Here is a 17,234-nt window from a genome sequence, read left to right as displayed (position 1 = left end):
TCAAACTCCCATTTGAGCCGGCCGGACAGGCTCGCTGCCTGCCGCGCGGCGCGCGGTTGAAAACTGTTTTGCGAAGTCGCGGAAGGTCTCGTGCATGTAGGCCAGCTGCTCGGCCGTCAGCCCGTGATGGCAGGCCAGCAGAACACCACCGCGCATGACCTCGTCGGCCACCGGATAGCCGCCGGCTTCCGTCCGGCAGTCGACGCCGGCCATGGCCGGCTGGCGCAGGATGTTGCCGGTGAAGACCGGGCGTGTCTGGATGTCGCGCTGCTCCAGGAAGATCTGCATCTCGCGCCGGGTGAAGGGCGCCTCACGCCTGACCGTCAGGGGGAAGGCGAGCCAGCCCGTCCGCGCCCCGGGCAATTGCCGCGGCAGCACGAACCAGTCCTCATAATCCTTGAAGAAGGCGTACTGCGCCGCGAAATTGCGCTCGCGCGCGGCGATGTTCTGTTCGAGTCGGTCGAGCTGAACGAGGCCGAATGCCGCGCCCATCTCCGAGGGCTCGATATTGAAGCCAAGCTCCTCGAAGAGGAATTTCGCGTCATATTCAATGCCGTCCAGCTCGACATTGAAGCGGTTTTCGATCGTCTCCGACTCCACGAAAAGCGACGACGTCCGCCCCCACGAGCGCAGGAGCAGCGCGCGGCGGGCGAGCTCGTCGTCGTTGACGCACAGCATGCCGCCATTGCCCGCCGCCGTGATCACGTGGGAGCCGTAGAAGCTGGTGGTACTGATATCCGAGCGGCTTCCGGTGCTCGTGCCGTCAAGCGTGGCGCCGAGCGTGTCGGCGCTGTCCTCGATGACGATGAGATCGTGTGCCTTTGCGATCGTGCGGATGCGGTCCCAGTCGGGCAGATTGCCGATCAGCGAGGGGATCATCACCGCCCGTGTCCGGGGTGAGATCGCCCTCTCGATGGCCTCGGCATCGATGTTGTAGGTTCCCTTCGTTGCGTCGACGAAGACGGGGACCAGACCCTTGCGCACGATGGGCGCGACGGTTGTGGCGAAGGTGAGAGCCGGCGTGACGACCTCGCTCCCGCGCGCCAGGTCGAGGATCTCGACCGCCAGGTAGTTCGCCGAGGAGCCGGAGTTCACCATGATGCCGTGCCGCTTGGCAAAGAGCGCGGCGACCCGCTCCTGCATGCGCCGCACCCGCTCACCCATCTGGGTCGAGGAACGCATGACCTCGACGACGGCGGCGATTTCGTCCTCGCCGTGGACGGACTGGCCGTAATTCACGCGCATGTGGCGATCACCTCTTTTTCTGCCTGCGCCGGGGCGGCGTCCTCGCCGGTGGCCCAACGCGCGGCATAGTCATTGATCTGGCTTTCCGAAAAGGCGCGTATCCGCTCCGGTTCGCGCCGATGCGCCCGGTACCAGTCGACCGTCATGGCGACCGCCTCTTCGAGATGCAGAAGGGGCTGCCAGCGGAGCTCGGCGCGCGCCTTGGTGCTGTCGAGCCTGAGCACCACCGATTCCGCCGGTGCGCCGTCCTGGCGCTCGACGATGTAGTCGGGGCACTCCCCCTGCCACTTGGAGACGGCCAGATCGGCAAGCCGGCCGACATTGACGTCGGCATCGGCGCCGGGGCCGAAATTCCATGCGCCCGCAAAACGCGCGCCGTGGTCGAGGAGAGCGGCACCGAGCATCAGATAGCCGCGCACGGGCTCGAGGACATGCTGCCAGGGACGTACATTGACAGGATTGCGGATGCGTGCCGGAACGCCGGAGCCGGCCGACCGGGCCAGGTCCGCAACGAGCCGGTCGGTTCCCCAATCGCCCCCGCCGATGACATTGCCGGCGCGCACCGTCGCAAGCTGCGGCCCGCCGGCGGCGCTGAAGAAGGAAGCGCGGTAGGCCGCCGCCACCAGTTCGGCGCAGCCTTTGGAGGAACTGTAGGGATCGCGGCCGCCCATCGGGTCGTTCTCGCGGTAGGGCCAGACCCATTCACGGTTGTCATAGCACTTGTCGCTGGTGACCACGATCACACCGCCGAGCGAAGGCATGCGCCGCGCCGCCTCCAGCACCACCGCCGTACCCACCACGTTGGTCATGTAGGTGTCGACGGGCGCTTCGTAGGACGTGCGCACGATGGCCTGCGCAGCCATGTGAATAACCAGATCGAAGTCCTGGCCGCCGATGGCTTCGCGCAAGGTGTTTTCCGTGCGGATGTCGCCGATGCGGCTTTCGATGAGTCTGTCGATCCCCACGGCCGTGCAGAACGATCGCCTTGCCGGCGGCAGGGCAACCCCTACGACCGTGGCGCCAAGCCGGCGCAGCCATAGCGAGAGCCAGCCGCCCTTGAAGCCGGTGTGGCCGGTGACGAGCACGCGTCGCCCGCTGAGAGCTTGTGAAAGGGCGGTCTCATCCAGCATTGCGGCCATGGGTCGCCATCTCGAACAGGGGAGCGGGGGAACTCGGCTCAATGGTCTCTTCCTGCCCGAACTGCAGCCATGGCGGCTCGTCCGTCTCGCACATGCCGTCGAGCACGTCGCGATCCCGCACTGTATCCATGGGATGCCAGAAGCCCCTGTGCTTGTAGGCGAAGAGCTCGCCGTCCCGGGCGAGGTTCGTCAGCGGGAGTTTCTCCAGCGGCTCGTGCGAGCCCGGGATGTAATCGAGAACACCGGGCTCGAAGACGAAGAAGCCGCCATTGATCCAGGTTTCGTGCCTGCGCACCTTTTCGGTGAACTCGACGACCTGGTCGCCCTCCAGCTCGAGATTGCCGAAGCGCGCAGGCGGCTGCACCGCCGTCACGGTCGCCAGGCGCCCGTGCGAACGATGGAACGCGAGCAGCGCTTCCAGGTCGATATTGCCGACACCGTCGGAGTAGGTGACCATGAAGGTGTCGCGGTCGAGCCAGTTGCGCAGGTTGAGCAGGCGCCCGCCGGTCATCGTCGACACGCCGGTGTCGACCACCGAGACGTTCCAGTCCAGCGGGCGGTTCGGCCGCAGGATCATCGAGCCGTTGCCGAGTGCCACCGTGAAGTCCGCCGTGGACAGGTGGAAATTATGGAAGAAGCTCTTGATCAGCATGCATTTGTAGCCGCCCGCGATGACGAAGTCGCGAAAGCCCCAATGACTGTAGATGTCCATGACGTGCAGGATGATCGGGCGTCCGCCGACCTCCACCATGGGTTTCGGGATGCGGTGCGTCTCCTCGGCCAGTCGCGAGCCGAGACCTCCTGCCAGAAGAACCACTTTCATATCGGCCTCGCCTGTGTTCGTCGTGGGCGGAAGAGCGAGACCGGCCCGGTCCCGGCCTGCTCTTGAGGCCCCGGTCCGGATGCAACGCTTTCCGTGCGTCTATTCTCCCGTTCTTCCGATTTATTCCATAAGAGGTATAGTATATACGGAATTCATGTAATGAATAATAACTCTGTTTTCGTTATAAAGATGAATATGTCTTTTTCATCGATCTATTTTCGTGAACTAAGTCTAGGCGATGTCATGAAAACCCGCAAGGAACTGGGCAGTCAGGTAATTCCCGCGGCCGACGTCAGGGTTTGCGCTGACTGGTTTTTCTTCGACCACGCGGTTACTCCGAGAAGGGGGATTTTGCCGGCGCGGGCGGCGGCCGCTTCGCGTTTCGCTTTCCGCATCGGGTCCTGAACGGGGCGTGGCGTTGATCGCCCGACAGGACGCCGCTCAGGGCGCGCTTGGATCTCCGCGCATGGATCTCGAGGAAACCGCTATGCACAAGCTGGTCGCAAACCGGGTCGAGACGAGGTCCGCACTGCTGGACGGTGCGCTGGCGGCTCTTTCGGTCTATCTGCTCTCCGCCCTGGTGCTCAGGATCATGAATTACGAGCTCCGGCGCGACGAGGAGCTTTACGTCCCGCCGATGCGCTTGCTGGAGGACGGACGGCTTTACGCGGACTTCTTCTACAACCATGTCCCCGGTTCTGCCTGGTGGTTCTACGCGGTCCGGCAGCTCACCGGCTCGGACCACCTCTTGATGAACGGCCGCCTCGGTGTCCTGGCCGGATGGTTGGTCTTTGCCGCCGCAATCGGTGCCGTCAGTTATGCATTCACGCGCTCGCGGCTGGTGAGCTGGTGTATCGTCGTCCTTTCACTGCTCAATCCGCTGCTTTTGACCGAGACCGGCATGACGGCGACGAACAACTTTCTGCCGCTGCCCTTTTCGTTCCTGGGATTGGGGCTGTTTCTGCTGGGAACGCGTGACGGAGGTGCGCGGCCAGGCCTCATAGCGGCCGCCGGGCTGTGCCTGTCCGTGGCGGTGGTCTTCAAGATCAGCGCCGTCGCGTTCATCCTGCCTGTTGCCGTCGCCGCCTTCTTCCTCCCGCGCGCTCTATATTTTCCCGAACGCCTCAAGCGCGTCGTGCTGCCGCTTGCCGCCGGTGGACTGGTCGGCGGTCTGCCCATTCTCTACCACCTGGCTACCGAGCCGGTGCGCTTTCTCGCGCATGTCGTCGGCTATCATACCGGTCCCCACGCCATTTACTGGCAGGACGGGGGCGAGGGGGCTGCCATATCTCTTGGAGAGAAACTGCAACTCGCCTATGACATCTGGCTGGCGAGCGCCATCGCCGTATCGCTGACCGTGGCGCTGACCCTGGTCCTGACCGGTGCGCAATGGCAATTGGCGCCGTTGCGGCGCGGATGGCGACTGCCTTCAGCGCCGCTCGTCATCGTTCTGGCTGCGGCGGCCATAAGTGTTCTCATGAGCTTCATTCCGACGCCGGCGTTTCCGCAGTATTTCGCGCCGCCGCTCGTGTGCCTGCCTCTGGCGCTGGCACTGCTCAATGCCGGGCTTCATCCCGATGTGCGCAAGCTGGTACTCCCCGCACTCCTCGCTGCGACGGTGGTCGTGCTGGCCGCCGGCACCCCGCGGCTGTCCCAATATGTGGGGACGGCACTTCAGCCGCACCGCTGGGTCGTCAACCGGGTGCATCAGGGCGGTGTCGCCATTGCCGAACACCTCGCCGAGGCCGGGGTGCAGGGCAAGGTTGCCACACTCGTACCCGTCTATCCGCTGGAGGGCGGATTGGAGGTCTATGCGGAGCTTGCGACCGGCCTCTTCGCCTACCGCACCGCCGCGATCACAGCGCCGGAGCTCGCCCGGTTCTATCGCATGACCTCGCCCGCGACGATCGGCACTCTTCTGGAGGCGGACCCGCCGGCGGCCCTGCTTCTCGGCTTCGACGCCGATCTCGAAGCACCGATGCTGGCCTATGCGGAGGCCAACGGATACCGGCGGATCGAGGATATCGGCATCAAGGACCGGTACGGTACCGGCGTCCTGTATGTCCGCCGTACACAGGGGAACTGACCGGCTGCAGGTGGGCGGCACGCAGGATGACATCATCCCACTGCGCCAGAACGGTGGATTGCGAATAGCGTTCCGCGACGGCGCGACCGGTAGCCGCCAGCCTGCTTCTGAGTATGTCATCCAGGGCAACCCGGCGCAGCGCCTCGCCAAGCCCGGCGGTGTCTCCGGCGGGCACCAGAATACCCGCACCATCCGTCAGGATTTCCGCCGGCCCCCACAGGCAATCGAAGGCGACGGTCGCCATGCCCGCGGCCAGCGCCTCCAGCAGCACGTTGGGAAAGCCTTCGAAACGTGAGCTCAGGACGAAGATGTTTCCGCTGCGGATCCATCCGGCCGGTGAGGTGGTCACGCCCGGCAGGCGCACGCGTTCGCGAAGCCCGAGATCCCGCGCCTGCTGCTCGAGTGCGGCCCGCTCCGGTCCTTCGCCGAATATGGTCAGCGTTGTGGTGGGGACGTCGTCCGCGACACGCCGGAACGCCGCGATCAGGAGGTCAAACCCCTTTTGTCTCTCCAGGCGCCCGACCGCGACGATCCCCGGTTCGCCACTAGGGGCTGGCGGGGTCTCCTCCCTAAGGGTGACCGGATTGGGGATGACAACGGCTCGCGTGCGCAGGTGCGCGGGCAAAGCGCTCAGCGCGGCTTCCGTCTGCATGACGAGGAAGGTGGACCTGCGGGCGGCGATCGGGCCGGCAAGGCGCCACAGGGGGTTCTTCCTTTGCAGGAGGAAGTTGTTGCGCTCGGACATGACGATCCGGGTCGGAAGGCCGAGCGTGGTAAGCCCCGTCAGCGTGTTAATCTTTGTGAGAAACGAGATCACGAGATCGGGCCCGAACGCCGCCAATCTCCTGCGAAGCTGGACAAGAACGCGCGCGCCGCGCAGGCTCCCGGCGCGGCGCCCACCCAGGGGCTCGATGCCGATTTCCGGGGAATAGGGGAAGTAGGAGCAGGGATCGGCCGCGTTGAGCGCGAAGACGCGAATCGTGTCGCCCCGGTCGAGGCGGTGATGTGCGATGAGGTTCACGATCTTCTCGGCGCCGCCGGCGGCGAGCCCCGACAGGACGAATGCGATCTTCACGACGCCCTCATGCTTGTTGAGCCAGCCTTTGCGCCGTGCAGGCGGACGGGCCGAGGTTCAGACTGCGCCCGCCCGGCGGCTCAGGTGATGTTCATCCATCCATGCGTGATCGCGAAGCGGACGATCTGCGCCCGCGAATGCAGCTTCAGCTTCTCGGCGGCGCGGGCCTTGTAGGTTTCGATCGATTTGACGCTGACCTTTGTGTGCCAGGCGATTTCCTTGTTGGAGTAGCCGAGCGCCACCATGCGCAGGACTTCCTGCTCACGCGCCGTCAGTCCCAGATTGTTGCCGGACTTCGACAAAGCCATGTTCTGCTCGGTCGACGACGTCATCTCGCAGGTGGTCGGCGGATCGAGGAACAGCCCGCCAAGCATCGCTGTCCGGATGGCGAGCAGGAGGTTCTGGCCGGCCGAGCGCTTCTGGACGAAACCCTTCACGCCCACCCGCAGCGCCTGCTGGACATAGGTGCGCTCCTCGTAGAGCGTCATCATGACAATATGCGCCTTGCAGCCGTTGTTCATGAGCTGCTCGGCCAGGACGAGCCCGTTGATGTCCGGAAGGGAGACGTCCAGGATGACGACATCCGGCTCGGTCTCCTCGATCAGCGGTGTGGCTTCCTTGCCGGTGCGTGCCTCGCCGACACAGGTGATGTCGCGCGAGGCATCGATCAGCGCGCGCGCGCCGGCCAGGACCACTGGATGGTCATCGACGAGAAACGTGCGGATTGGATCCATGCTCATTGCCGCTGGCCCCATGTCTGCTCTGAGTCCTGCTCCAACGGAATGTTGACCAGGACGCTCATGCCCCTTTGCGCACGGCGCCGGACATCCAGGGTGCCGCCGAGGGCGGCGACCCGCTCGCGCATGCCGATGATGCCCCAGCCGCCGCGGCGGCGGCTGTTCGCAGCGGGGGGCGCACATGCTCCCCGACCGTCGTCTTCGATGCGCAGCCGCAGTGTCCGGCCGTGCTGTGTCAGGCGGACGGTCACACGTCTCGCGGCCAGTGCGTGCTTGGCGACGTTCGTCAGCGCCTCCTGCACCACCCGGTAGACCGTCTCGGCCACGGCCTCACTGGGCACGAGGTCTTCGCCTGTTCGGCAGTCGAATTCGGTCCGTATCCCCGTCCCGCGTTCCCAATCGCCGATCAGGCTTTCCAGCGCGGAAAAGAGGGTGGCGCCGCTCGGCACGCCGCAGCGTTCCCCGGCGGAGAGGGCTTTGAGTTCCTCGCCGAAGCGCGCGACAATGGTCCTGAGTTCGCTGAGTGAAGCGCGCAGCGTCGGGTTCTGGATACGGTATTCCAGCGCCGCCAGCCGCAACGTGATACCGACGAGATGCTGGCCGACATGGTCATGGACGTCGCGGGCGATGCGCAGGCGTTCCTGTGCGATGGCCTCCTCTACCGCCGTCCGTGTGGATTGAAGCAGCCAGGCGGATTCGTCCTGCGCCGGTTGCGTGGCGGTTTCGTTCTGCCGGCCGTTCGGCAGCGGTGCGGTAATCTTTGCGTCGGCCGTTGGACCGTTGTGGGGCCACCCATCGCGCAAGCGGCGTGGTGACGGCCCCATGTTGCTCCGCATCGCCTGCCCAGGCGCGAAATGCTTGGCCGCGAGGATGTCTTCAGCCCGTGGTTCACGCATGGTGCGGCCGTCATTCGGCGCGTTTGCGCTCCCATATCCACGGTCGGCTAGGGCAACCCCGCACGAGCTTGCGGGAAATCCCGCGCGTCGTGCGGCGGTTCGGCTTTTGCCCTGTGTCGGCTGGAATTGCCTGACAGGGTCCGCAGACCCTTGCTTGTGTGGGGGAAACTTGCCGGTATGCTGTGCAGAGGAATGACGCATGACTTCTGCCCCTCCGATCCCATTGCCCTGGCTGTCGGGAAAACTACACCCCGGCCCATGTGATTGGTATCGGCTAAAAGGTGGCCGGTTGTAGGTAAAAAGGTCTACCGGAGGTTGGTGTTCCACGTCATTTGGAAGTGCATATCCGGTTAATACTTTCCCTCCGTCAGGTTTTTGCGCAGTCGTCTTTCGTTTTGCCGACAAAATACGTGATGGTTCCGTGGCATCCTTTTCATTTCGCCGGAAGGGCCATGCGGCGCCAGCACATGGCGGCTTCGCAAAACCCGCTTTCAATATGCGCGGTGAATACGGCCGCTTACCTGCCGGAGGCGGACGGCGTTCGGCCGGACGGCAATGGTGGCCGTTGTCAGGATTGCCGCTTCTTGCGTCAGGTTTTTAATCCTCCTAACCGTCGGCACCTCGCGTTACTTTTGGCCGAGGCCGCGTTCGGGCGAACGGGACAGAACGAGCGCGCCGGTCAACGGGGCGAACGGAGACGGGCAGCTCTCCGGCGAAGAGGGTCGCCCGGTCTCCTCGTGTCTCGTGCACAGCATGGAGAGACGGGGCGCTTCGCGTATGAATATGCACATTATTACCAACTACGAGGCAAGTGCCGGGGCGGAAACGATGCTGTCGCGGCTCCTGCGCGCCTCCGGTGAACGCGCGCTCGTCGCATCGCTGATCGGCGTCTCGGAGCGCAACCGGCGCCTGGCGGGCGAGAGGGCGCGCTGCGAGGCACTCAAGATCCGCTCGATCGGTCGCACGATCACCGGGCTCGGCGATCTGGCGCAGCTTATCGTGCGCGAGCAGCCGCGCGTGATCCTTTGCTGGATGTATCACGCCATGGTCGCCGGCGTGTTGGCGCAGAAGCTTTCACTCCGGCCGGTGCCGGTCTTCTGGAACATCCGCCAGTCGCTCGACGATCCGGCGGTCCTTTCCCGCAGCACCCGCGTCGCCCTGGCCCTGTCGCGGCGGCTGTCGCATTTGCCCGCGGGCATCATCTATAATTCCTCGCGCGCGCTCGAACTGCATCGCCAATACGGATTCTCCAACCGACGGATGGAGGTCATCCCGAATGGCTTCGACGCAATGGGAACACAGTCCTGCGTCGAGCGGGCGCCGCGGATCGTCGGCATCGCTGCACGTTTCCATCCGCAGAAGGACCATGACACCTTCTTTCGTGCCGCGGCCATAGTGGCGCGGAAGCGGCCGGACGTCCGCTTCATGGTGGTCGGCGCCGGGATGGGCGCGGACAATCGCGCCGTGCGCAACATGCTGGAGGAAAGCGACCTGGCGCCGGAGTCGGTCGTCCTGACGGGCGAGACCGACGACATGAGCGGTTTCTACCGGTCGATCGACCTCCTGGTCCTCTCATCGCGCACAGAAGGTTTTCCGAACGTGATCGCTGAGGCGATGAGCCATGGAAAGCCGGTCGTGGCGACCGACGTCGGCGACGCCGCGATGGTGGTGGGCGAGACGGGTGAGATCGTTCCGCCCGCCGATCCGGCTGCGCTGGCGGCGGGGATGGAAAGGATGCTGGCGCTCGACCCGGCGGCTTACGCGACCCGCGCACAGGCCGCGCGGCACCGTGTGGCGGAACACTATTCGCTGGCCGCCATCGCGCGCCGCTATGACGCGTTTCTCGGCACCGCAGCCGGCGCGGCAGGTCCGGAATTAAGAGTGCAAACATGGTGATGTTGACGGCCCGACGCTATTTTGCCGCCGAGGGAATCGAGATCGATCCCGAGGCCGAGTGCGTCTTCTTTTCCAACCTCAAGATGCGCAATGGCACTTTCAAGCTGACGCGACCCTCGCGTTTCGCGGCCGTGGAGGAGCGGATCGCGCCGATCATCCGTGAAAAGGCAGACCGCATCCGCGACGTCCTGGACATCGGCGCCTCCAGCGGTCTGACGACCATCGAGCTGGCGGACTTTCTCCAGGCGGCAGGCGCGGCGCCGCGGGTGATCGGCACCGATCTCTTCGTCAAGGCGCATCTGGTGGAAGTCGCATCAGGACTTCATGTGCTGGCCGACGAAGAGGGATGGCCGCTGCAATACGAGATCGCCGGCAGGCCGCTGCGCGCCTGGGTGCGGCGGCTCGACTATTTTACGTTGGCCTTCGTGCCGCTGCTCCTCGGCCGCTCTGCCTTGCGCGGCAGGCTGCGCCGCAGGATCGGCGAGGGGCGGAGCCTGCCGGTGCGGATGGAGTGCCGGGCGCTGGCGGGCCGGAAGATCAGGCTCGTCGAAAACGACATTCTCGTCCCGACGGCCGAATTCGCCGGCCGCTTCGATCTGGTGCGCGCCGCCAACATCCTCAATCTCGGCTATTTTCCGGGCGAGCGCATTCGCGCCGCGATCGCCAACATAGCCTCATACTGCTGTGGGCCGGGCAGCCTGCTCCTCGTGGTGCGATCACAGGGGGCGCAGCACCACGGCACATTTTTCGAACTGCTCGAGGGCGGGACGTTCGCGGTACGGGCGCGCATCGGCAAGGGGTCGGAAATCGAGCCGTTCATTCTCGAGCATGAACCCGTTTGCGCAGGAGATCGGCCATGAACCCGAACCGCGGCCCCCTCCGTCCGAAGACCCTCGTCGCGATCGCCGGGCTGGCGCTCCTTTTCGGGATCGTCCTGTACTCGGTGGATCTTTCCGCCGTCGGCCTGTCGCACCTGGCCGGACGTTCCCTCGGCGCCCTGTCGGATCCCAGCGACGACCGGATCGCGCCGTTGTCGCCCCGGCTGGCGGATGGCCGGCAGCGTGCTTTCCCGACGGCAGAGGGGTTCGGCGCCGGCGCCAGGGGCGGGCGCGGCGGGGAAGTGTATTTCGTCACGAGCCTGGCCGAGAAGGGGGAGGGAACCCTGCGCGCCTGCATCGATGCGGCCGGACCGCGAACGTGCGTTTTTCGCGTCAGCGGCACGATCATGCTGGAAAAGGAATCTCTGGTGGTCCGTAATCCCTATCTGACGATCGCCGGCGAGACAGCGCCCGGCGACGGAATCGCCATTCGCAACGGCCCGCGGCAATTGCGCCCCTCTCTGGAAATTCTCGCCCACGACGTCATCATCCGGCATCTGCGGCTGCGCCCCGGCCCGCACGAAGAAGACTCCTGCTGCTCCGGTGCCCTGGGCTTATACGGCAAGGACGCCAGAGACATCATCATCGACCATATTTCGGCAAGCTGGGGATCGGACGAGACGATTGATTCCGAAGATGCCACCAACATCACGATCCAGTGGAGCTTCATCACAGAGCCGCTGCTCGATGGTGGGCCGAACAAGCGCAACCGCGCGCGCAACTTGCTGCTGGCCAGGGGCGGAAACTTTAGCCTGCATCACAATCTGTTCGCGCTGGGCCAGATGCGCAGTCCGCAGATCCAGGCGAGTGAGCCCGAAATGGTGACGGAAGTCGCCAACAACGTTCTATATTCGCCCGTGTGGCAATATATCATCGGGCTGAGTGACCGGCGCGCTCCTGTCAAAGCGAACATCATCGGCAATTACAAGATCGCCGGCAGCCGCAAGATCGACGATCATCTTCTTTATCTCTTCGAGGAGAACGGCGGCAAGTTTAAGGTCCATGTCGCCGGCAATATCGACGAGACGTATCGTCCGGAGCCGGGAATGGCCGACGATCTGGTGCTCGGTGAGGCTCAGCGGGGCTATGTCGTGTCCGCCCCGTTCACCACGATGGGCGTGCGCACCACCACGGCGCAGCAGGCCTATGACGATGTGCTTGTGGGCGCCGGGGCGACCAAGCCGACACGCGATGCGGTCGATTTGAGAATGGTCGATGCAGTGCGCACGCGCTCGGGCGGCCTCTTGAAAACCCATCCAGAAAAGGTCGGCGGCTGGCCGGAACTGGTCTCCGAACCTGCCCCGGCCGATACGGACCGTGACGGGATGGCGGATACCTGGGAACGGGCGATGAGCCTGGATCCCGCCAACCCCGACGACGGACGGGAGGACGATGATGGCGACGGCTGGACCAATCTGGAGGAGTATCTCCATGAACGCGCGGGCGACAGCGTCGGCATGCGGACGGGCAGCCCCGCTCGTCTGGCATCCCGGCCATAGGCAAGGGCAGGCCGGTTCCGGCAATAGGTCAGCGGCGCCTTTGCCGAGGCAGGCGGAATTGCTGCCGCGGCGGGCCGTAAATGAGGAAGGTGACCGCCGGAGCAAGCGAGAGGAGCACCGGGACGGGCCAGAAGCGGCCATAGACATGCGGCGCGGCGCTGATGAGAAGGGAAAACAGCATAACCGCGGAAAATCCGCATACCGCCTCTTGCCTGCCGCCGGGCCGGCGCCCGGCGATCCACACGGTGACGATCGCACCCGACAACATCACCAGGAATCCGATCAGGGCCGGAAGTCCGCCCTCGTTCCAGATGAGCAGGTAGACGTTGTGCACCGGGCTGTTGTAGGCGCTGACTTCGCGATACTGATCGGCCCCGTGGCCGAGCAGGAGGGCTTCTCCGCCGAGCCGAACCGCTTCCTCGTTCAACAGCATCCTGTCCGCAAAAGTGCCGGCCTCGCTGAGGTCGCCGCTTTCCAGTCCGCTCAAAACGCGTTTCTTGAAGACGGCTGGCAGCATGTCGCGGATGGCCGGAATGCCGAGCGCGCCCCAAATGCAGAAGAGGCTGGTCGCGCCGATGAGAATGCGCTTCGGCGTCAAGGTGGAAATAAGAAAGAGGCCCACGCCAAACAATGTTCCGTAGAGCGCCGTATTCGAGCCGGTCAGCATGATTGCGTAGCCCAGAAGCGCGAGAACGGGAATGGCGATGATGCTTCTCATCAGGCGCATCGCCGCCATCGAGAGCACCATGGGAAAGGTCAGTGCGAACAGGGCACCGCACTCGTTCTCCCGCTCGACGAACCCCTGAAGGCGGCCGTTGCCGCTGACGAAGATCGTGTTGGTTTCGCCGACGATATTGACCACGTAGACGCCGTGAACGGCCATCACCACCATCGACGCCACGAAGACCTTCATCAGGATCGCGGTCTCGTCCCAGGGACGCGCGAGGAAGATGATTGGGAGCAGGAAATAGGCGAACAGGTACTGCAGCGCCAGGATCAGCCCCCGGTCGACGGCCCCGACGAGCAGACTGCTGATCAGTATGGCGCCGATCATCATCACCAGCCCGAAGATCCAGAAACCGGTTCCGGGTCCGAGAGGCTTCAAACGGATGCTTCCATTGAGCACCATCGTCGCCAGGCAAAGACATGCGAAGGCGTCGCCCGCGGTGAAATAGAACGCCTCCAGCCTCAGCACATTCATCGGGGCAAAGAAGACCACCGCACAGGCGAGAATGAACTCCAGCTTGCGCGCGGTCGCCAGCGGTGCAGGCACGGCCCGCTGCACAGGCGTTCGCGGCCAGGGATGTACGTGGTCCATGGGTTCTCGGTCCGTGAAGTCTTTGACCAGTATATCAAATTTCGGTAAGTAACAACTAAGTCTAATTGATTACTATCATTATAAACGTAACCAATTTAATCGTTAAATGGGCAATTTTCTTCCAAGAAGGCAAGATATGAATGAATCAACCGTCAGAAACAGGTTGGGCATCCATGTTGATTTCCTGGATCAAAACGATCCGGGTCATTCGTCCAGCGTAATCGGCTTTAGAGACGTTATACGCCTGGTCCTGCGAAGGAAGTACTTCATTCTGTCATTCGTTCTGGTGAGTGCCTTCCTTCTGGCTATCGCTGTCATGTCGATGGCCAATACCTATACGGCGGCCTCGACCCTGGTTCTGGAACGGAACGATACCAGAATGCTGGAGGCCGTCACGCAGCTCGAGAGCGAGGAGCGTGATCGCGCCGCCATCGAGACCGAAATGGACATCATCTCCTCGCGCGTCTTTGTCGGGCGCGTGGTGGATGCGGCAAATCTGGTCGAGCATCCCTGGTTCAACACCTATCTGCGCGTGCCAGACAGCCCCGATACCCTTCCCGAGCGCATCGTGAATGCCGGAAAGGCTGTGCTGGGGAGCATTCTTCCCTTCGACTTCTTTTCCGAGGACAGGGCATTGCCGAGTCAGGCGGCCCAGCGCGATCGTGCGATCTCGTCCCTGGTCTCGCGGATGACGGTATCGCGCAGCGGCGAGAGCTTCGCGGTGACGGTCCGGGTAAGCAGCCCGGATCCCGAGCTTTCAGCCATGCTCGCCAACACCATCGCCGATGTCTATGTCGAGTGGTCGCGCGAGCTCAAGAAGCAGGCCATGACCGAAGCGGTGGCATTCCTGCGCGAGCGAGCCGAAAAAATTGCCGAGCAGATTGCCGAGAGCGAGCGGATCATCGCCGAGTTCAGCCGCGTCAACGGACTTTCCTCCGACGAGCGCGACGATCTGCTACGCAAGCGCATCGACGAGATGAGCACGCAATTGACCACTGCACGCGTCGAGCTTGCGGCGGTTCGTGCCCGCCAGGAGCAGGCGCGCCGCGTCCTCGCCGGCACGCAGGCGGCCGAAGGCACCGCCCTCGATTCCCAGCTTCTCGATACGTTGCGCAGCGAAAGGGCCGTTCTTTTGCGCAAGCGGGCCCAACATGCCGCCAATCTGGGCGCGAACCACCCCAACGTCGTGGACACGGACGCGGAATTGGACAGCGTCAACGCCATGATCGACCAAGAATATCAACGCATTCTGGATGACATTTCGGGAGAGGAACAGATCATCGGCGGCCGGGTCGACCAATTCGAATCTCAGATTGCGCAGATGCAGGAGATGGTGCGCAAGCGCAACGTCGCCGAAATCAGGCTGCGCGAGCTTGAACGGGATCTGGTTGCCGAACAGAAGATGCACGACCTCGTGGTCGCGCGCCTGGGCGATCTGGACCCCTTTTCGGAGATCACCAAGCCGAGTGCGCGCGTGGTCTCCGTGGCCGAGGTGCCGACGAAGCCCTCCTTCCCGCAGAAGGACCGCATCCTGGCCGGGGGGATCGGTGGCGCGACGGTTCTGGCGGTGATCCTGGCCATGCTGTTGGAAGCGGTGGATACGCGGATCTCCTCGGGCCAGCGGATCCGGCAGGTCATCCAGGTTCCCAATCTGGCGAACGTGCCGGCCGCGCGCGGCTGGATGTGGTGGAAGCCGGGCGCAACGCATGATATCGCGCGCCGTCCGCGTGCGATCCAGGCCGAGGCATTCCGCTCTCTCTATCTCGCCTGCCGCGCCCAGCTGGCGATGGCCAAGCCCGTCATGCTCGTGACGGCGCCGCTGCCCGGCGATGGCGCGAGCACGGTCGCGCTGGGGCTTGCCCGCGCGGCCGCCTGCGACGGGTTGAAGACAATCCACGTGATCCTCGATCCGCATCGTCAGCAGTTCTCCGGCGGCGGAACCGACCTGCCGGTGACGCTGAACGGCAGCAATGGTCTCACCACGCCGCTCGGACTCGCGACGGCGATTCGGCCGGAGCCGGAGATAGAGGGACTGGACCGGCTCGATACGGCCAGTTTCGACCACGGGAAAATGGGGCCGCTGACGCGCTCGAAGGACATGCGGCTTCTGATCGACCGGTTGCGCGTGACCTACGACTTCGTCGTCATCGACTGCGCGCCTGCGCTCGTGACGGAAGACGCGAACTGGATGGCGCCGCTGGTCGACGCCGTGCTTTTGGTCGTTCGCTTCGGCCGCACCACCGAGCAGGAATTGACGAGCGCGGTGCAGCGCCTGCATCTCAACCGGGCACCGCTCCTCGGCACCGTGCTTAACGGTGTGAATCCGCGCCTGCAGACGGGCGACGATTCCCTGAGTGCCATGAGCTATCCACGGCAGGCGAGGGCGTATCTTGAGCACGCGTAGGAAAAAAACGCGGTTGCTGGTGCAGCCGCCGAGATCGTCACGCGGCCGGGGCGAGGAGACCCATCTCCTTCAGGAGAAGACGGTTCACCGCCTCGACGTCGAAGCGCGCCCGGGCGATTTCCAGGGAGCGCCGGCCCATCTGCCAGGACAAGAGCGGATCTTCGATGAAGCGCTCCATTGCCACTGCGAGCGCGTCCGGGTCGCGTGGTGGCACGATAAAGCCGTTCTCGCCGTCGATCACCGTGTCCCGGCAGCCCGGCGTATCCGCGGTGACGACGGCACGGCCGGTGGCCATGGCTTCCAGGATGCTGCGGGGAATGCCCTCGCGGTAGTAGGACGGCAGCACGAAGACCGTGGAGGCGGCGAGAAAGGGGCGCACGTCATCCGTCTCGCCGAGATACTCGATTGCTCCCTCGGCCACCCAGCGGTCGATATCCCGACGCGCGACGGCGAGGGGACCGGGATCGAAGCGCCCGAGGATTTGGAACCGGGCATTCGGATGCCGTGCGCGCAGGCGCCCGGCAGCGTCGGCAAACTCGGCGATGCCCTTGTTGCGCAAAAGCCGCGCCACCAGCAGGAAGACGGGATCGCCGGCCGGCACGGAAACGGAGGGGAAGTGGTCGAAATCGACCCCGGAACCTGGCACCGGCACGATACGGGAAAGGTCCTCGACCATCCGGCCCGCGCGCATGTCCTGGCTATCGGCCTCATTATAGACGAACACGCGTCCATCGCCGCCGAGCGCGACACGGTAGAGCCGCGTGGCAAGGGCGCGCATGGCCGAAAGCCGCATGCCCCGCGCATCTTCGCTGAAGAGATAGCCCAGCCCGGTGACGAGCGCGTGGCGATCCTCGATGCCGGCGAGCCTGGCCGCGATAAGCCCATAGATGATCGGCTTCATCGTGTAACACAGGACGACGTCCGGTGCGGTTTTGCGCAGCCGCGCCCAGAGTGCGACCAGCGTCCGTGCATCCTGCAGCGGGTTGAGGCCGGCGCGGGCCATCGGGACCGGGACGAAGTCGACGCCGATCTCCGACAGGGCGGCGATGGTCGGGCCGTGCCGCTCGGGGCCGAACGCCACCACTTCGTGCCCGTTGTCGACCATGGCCTTGAGGAGCTTCAGGCGGAAATTGGCGAGCGAGATGGTATAGCTGCAGATCACCGCCACCCTGTGCCGTTCGACGGCCACGGCGGAAGGGCGGATTTCCACCAGTTGATCCATGAAACGACCTCCGGGG

14 protein-coding genes are annotated in these 17,234 nt (G+C 64.4%); 6 read left to right on the top strand and 8 right to left on the bottom strand.

Annotation, left to right across the window (positions count from 1 at the left end):
* From ACFP9U_RS06585 to rfbF, 3 genes are read right to left on the bottom strand one after another with little or no spacing between them, the layout of a single operon-like run.
* Nucleotides 1–1,245, bottom strand: a complete 1,245-nt coding sequence (locus tag ACFP9U_RS06585) for an aminotransferase class I/II-fold pyridoxal phosphate-dependent enzyme (RefSeq protein ID WP_378619943.1) — start codon at nucleotides 1,243–1,245, stop codon at nucleotides 1–3.
* Complete coding sequence (rfbG, locus tag ACFP9U_RS06580; protein ID WP_378619941.1) at nucleotides 1,236–2,384, bottom strand: CDP-glucose 4,6-dehydratase; 1,149 nt, start codon at nucleotides 2,382–2,384, stop codon at nucleotides 1,236–1,238. The genes ACFP9U_RS06585 and rfbG overlap by 10 nt, the downstream gene beginning before the upstream one ends.
* Nucleotides 2,365–3,207, bottom strand: coding sequence for a glucose-1-phosphate cytidylyltransferase (rfbF, locus tag ACFP9U_RS06575; protein WP_378619940.1), 843 nt, complete (start codon nucleotides 3,205–3,207; stop codon nucleotides 2,365–2,367). The genes rfbG and rfbF overlap by 20 nt, the downstream gene beginning before the upstream one ends.
* 243 nt (nucleotides 3,208–3,450) lie before the next feature.
* Between rfbF and ACFP9U_RS06570 the strand changes: the two genes are divergently transcribed.
* Nucleotides 3,451–3,612, top strand: coding sequence for a hypothetical protein (locus tag ACFP9U_RS06570; protein ID WP_378619938.1), 162 nt, complete (start codon nucleotides 3,451–3,453; stop codon nucleotides 3,610–3,612).
* An 82-nt stretch (nucleotides 3,613–3,694) separates the two neighbouring features.
* Complete coding sequence (locus ACFP9U_RS06565) at nucleotides 3,695–5,293, top strand: hypothetical protein (RefSeq protein WP_378619937.1); 1,599 nt, start codon at nucleotides 3,695–3,697, stop codon at nucleotides 5,291–5,293.
* On the opposite strand, the gene ACFP9U_RS06560 is transcribed toward ACFP9U_RS06565, so the two are convergent.
* From ACFP9U_RS06560 to ACFP9U_RS06550, 3 genes are all read right to left on the bottom strand, one after another.
* Complete coding sequence (locus tag ACFP9U_RS06560) at nucleotides 5,238–6,368, bottom strand: glycosyltransferase family 4 protein (protein ID WP_378619935.1); 1,131 nt, start codon at nucleotides 6,366–6,368, stop codon at nucleotides 5,238–5,240. The genes ACFP9U_RS06565 and ACFP9U_RS06560 overlap by 56 nt on opposite strands.
* Before the next feature lie 80 nt (nucleotides 6,369–6,448).
* On the bottom strand, nucleotides 6,449–7,108 hold the full coding sequence (locus ACFP9U_RS06555; protein ID WP_378619934.1) for a response regulator: 660 nt from the start codon (nucleotides 7,106–7,108) through the stop codon (nucleotides 6,449–6,451).
* Nucleotides 7,105–8,001 carry a sensor histidine kinase gene (locus ACFP9U_RS06550; RefSeq protein ID WP_378619933.1) on the bottom strand — a complete coding sequence of 299 codons (897 nt, stop codon included), beginning with the start codon at nucleotides 7,999–8,001 and terminating at the stop codon, nucleotides 7,105–7,107. Before ACFP9U_RS06550 ends, ACFP9U_RS06555 begins: the two co-directional genes overlap by 4 nt.
* 777 nt (nucleotides 8,002–8,778) lie before the next feature.
* Between ACFP9U_RS06550 and ACFP9U_RS06545 the strand changes: the two genes are divergently transcribed.
* Genes ACFP9U_RS06545 through ACFP9U_RS06535 form a run of 3 tightly spaced genes read left to right on the top strand, consistent with a single transcriptional unit; the run spans nucleotide 8,779 to nucleotide 12,274 of the window.
* Nucleotides 8,779–9,897 carry a glycosyltransferase gene (locus ACFP9U_RS06545; protein ID WP_378619932.1) on the top strand — a complete coding sequence of 373 codons (1,119 nt, stop codon included), beginning with the start codon at nucleotides 8,779–8,781 and terminating at the stop codon, nucleotides 9,895–9,897.
* Nucleotides 9,891–10,757: an ATP-binding protein gene (locus ACFP9U_RS06540; protein ID WP_378619930.1), complete on the top strand. Its 867-nt coding sequence runs from the start codon at nucleotides 9,891–9,893 to the stop codon at nucleotides 10,755–10,757. Before ACFP9U_RS06545 ends, ACFP9U_RS06540 begins: the two co-directional genes overlap by 7 nt.
* Nucleotides 10,754–12,274 (top strand): pectate lyase, encoded by a 1,521-nt coding sequence (locus ACFP9U_RS06535; RefSeq protein ID WP_378619928.1) that lies wholly within the window; start codon nucleotides 10,754–10,756, stop codon nucleotides 12,272–12,274. The genes ACFP9U_RS06540 and ACFP9U_RS06535 overlap by 4 nt, the downstream gene beginning before the upstream one ends.
* A gap of 28 nt (nucleotides 12,275–12,302) precedes the next feature.
* On the opposite strand, the gene ACFP9U_RS06530 is transcribed toward ACFP9U_RS06535, so the two are convergent.
* A complete protein-coding gene (locus tag ACFP9U_RS06530; protein ID WP_378619927.1) occupies nucleotides 12,303–13,592 on the bottom strand; it encodes an O-antigen ligase family protein in 1,290 nt (429 codons plus the stop codon).
* A 316-nt stretch (nucleotides 13,593–13,908) separates the two neighbouring features.
* Here ACFP9U_RS06530 and ACFP9U_RS06525 point away from each other — a divergent pair, with 316 nt between their 5' ends.
* Entirely contained in the window at nucleotides 13,909–15,996 is a 2,088-nt protein-coding gene (locus ACFP9U_RS06525; RefSeq protein ID WP_378619924.1) for a GumC family protein, read from the top strand.
* A 37-nt stretch (nucleotides 15,997–16,033) separates the two neighbouring features.
* On the opposite strand, the gene ACFP9U_RS06520 is transcribed toward ACFP9U_RS06525, so the two are convergent.
* Nucleotides 16,034–17,218 carry a glycosyltransferase family 4 protein gene (locus tag ACFP9U_RS06520; protein WP_378619923.1) on the bottom strand — a complete coding sequence of 395 codons (1,185 nt, stop codon included), beginning with the start codon at nucleotides 17,216–17,218 and terminating at the stop codon, nucleotides 16,034–16,036.
* Between the last annotated feature and the right edge of the window lie 16 nt (nucleotides 17,219–17,234).

The organism is Nitratireductor sp. GCM10026969 (assembly GCF_042660605.1).
Classification (GTDB): Bacteria; Pseudomonadota; Alphaproteobacteria; order Rhizobiales; family Rhizobiaceae; genus Chelativorans.
Note: the sequence above shows the minus strand (reverse complement) of the source record. Positions and strands in the feature narration are given on the sequence as shown.

What these genes read in the sequence shown, in the direction of transcription:
- ACFP9U_RS06585 (WP_378619943.1), bottom strand. Translation starts at nt 1,245, where the DNA reads ATGCGCGTGAATTACGGCCAGTCCGTCCACGGCGAGGACGAAATCGCC.
- rfbG (WP_378619941.1), bottom strand. Translation starts at nt 2,384, where the DNA reads ATGGCCGCAATGCTGGATGAGACCGCCCTTTCACAAGCTCTCAGCGGG.
- rfbF (WP_378619940.1), bottom strand. Translation starts at nt 3,207, where the DNA reads ATGAAAGTGGTTCTTCTGGCAGGAGGTCTCGGCTCGCGACTGGCCGAG.
- ACFP9U_RS06570 (WP_378619938.1), top strand. Translation starts at nt 3,451, where the DNA reads ATGAAAACCCGCAAGGAACTGGGCAGTCAGGTAATTCCCGCGGCCGAC.
- ACFP9U_RS06565 (WP_378619937.1), top strand. Translation starts at nt 3,695, where the DNA reads ATGCACAAGCTGGTCGCAAACCGGGTCGAGACGAGGTCCGCACTGCTG.
- ACFP9U_RS06555 (WP_378619934.1), bottom strand. Translation starts at nt 7,108, where the DNA reads ATGAGCATGGATCCAATCCGCACGTTTCTCGTCGATGACCATCCAGTG.
- ACFP9U_RS06550 (WP_378619933.1), bottom strand. Translation starts at nt 8,001, where the DNA reads ATGCGTGAACCACGGGCTGAAGACATCCTCGCGGCCAAGCATTTCGCG.
- ACFP9U_RS06545 (WP_378619932.1), top strand. Translation starts at nt 8,779, where the DNA reads ATGAATATGCACATTATTACCAACTACGAGGCAAGTGCCGGGGCGGAA.
- ACFP9U_RS06540 (WP_378619930.1), top strand. Translation starts at nt 9,891, where the DNA reads ATGGTGATGTTGACGGCCCGACGCTATTTTGCCGCCGAGGGAATCGAG.
- ACFP9U_RS06535 (WP_378619928.1), top strand. Translation starts at nt 10,754, where the DNA reads ATGAACCCGAACCGCGGCCCCCTCCGTCCGAAGACCCTCGTCGCGATC.
- ACFP9U_RS06530 (WP_378619927.1), bottom strand. Translation starts at nt 13,592, where the DNA reads ATGGACCACGTACATCCCTGGCCGCGAACGCCTGTGCAGCGGGCCGTG.
- ACFP9U_RS06525 (WP_378619924.1), top strand. Translation starts at nt 13,909, where the DNA reads ATGTCGATGGCCAATACCTATACGGCGGCCTCGACCCTGGTTCTGGAA.
- ACFP9U_RS06520 (WP_378619923.1), bottom strand. Translation starts at nt 17,218, where the DNA reads ATGGATCAACTGGTGGAAATCCGCCCTTCCGCCGTGGCCGTCGAACGG.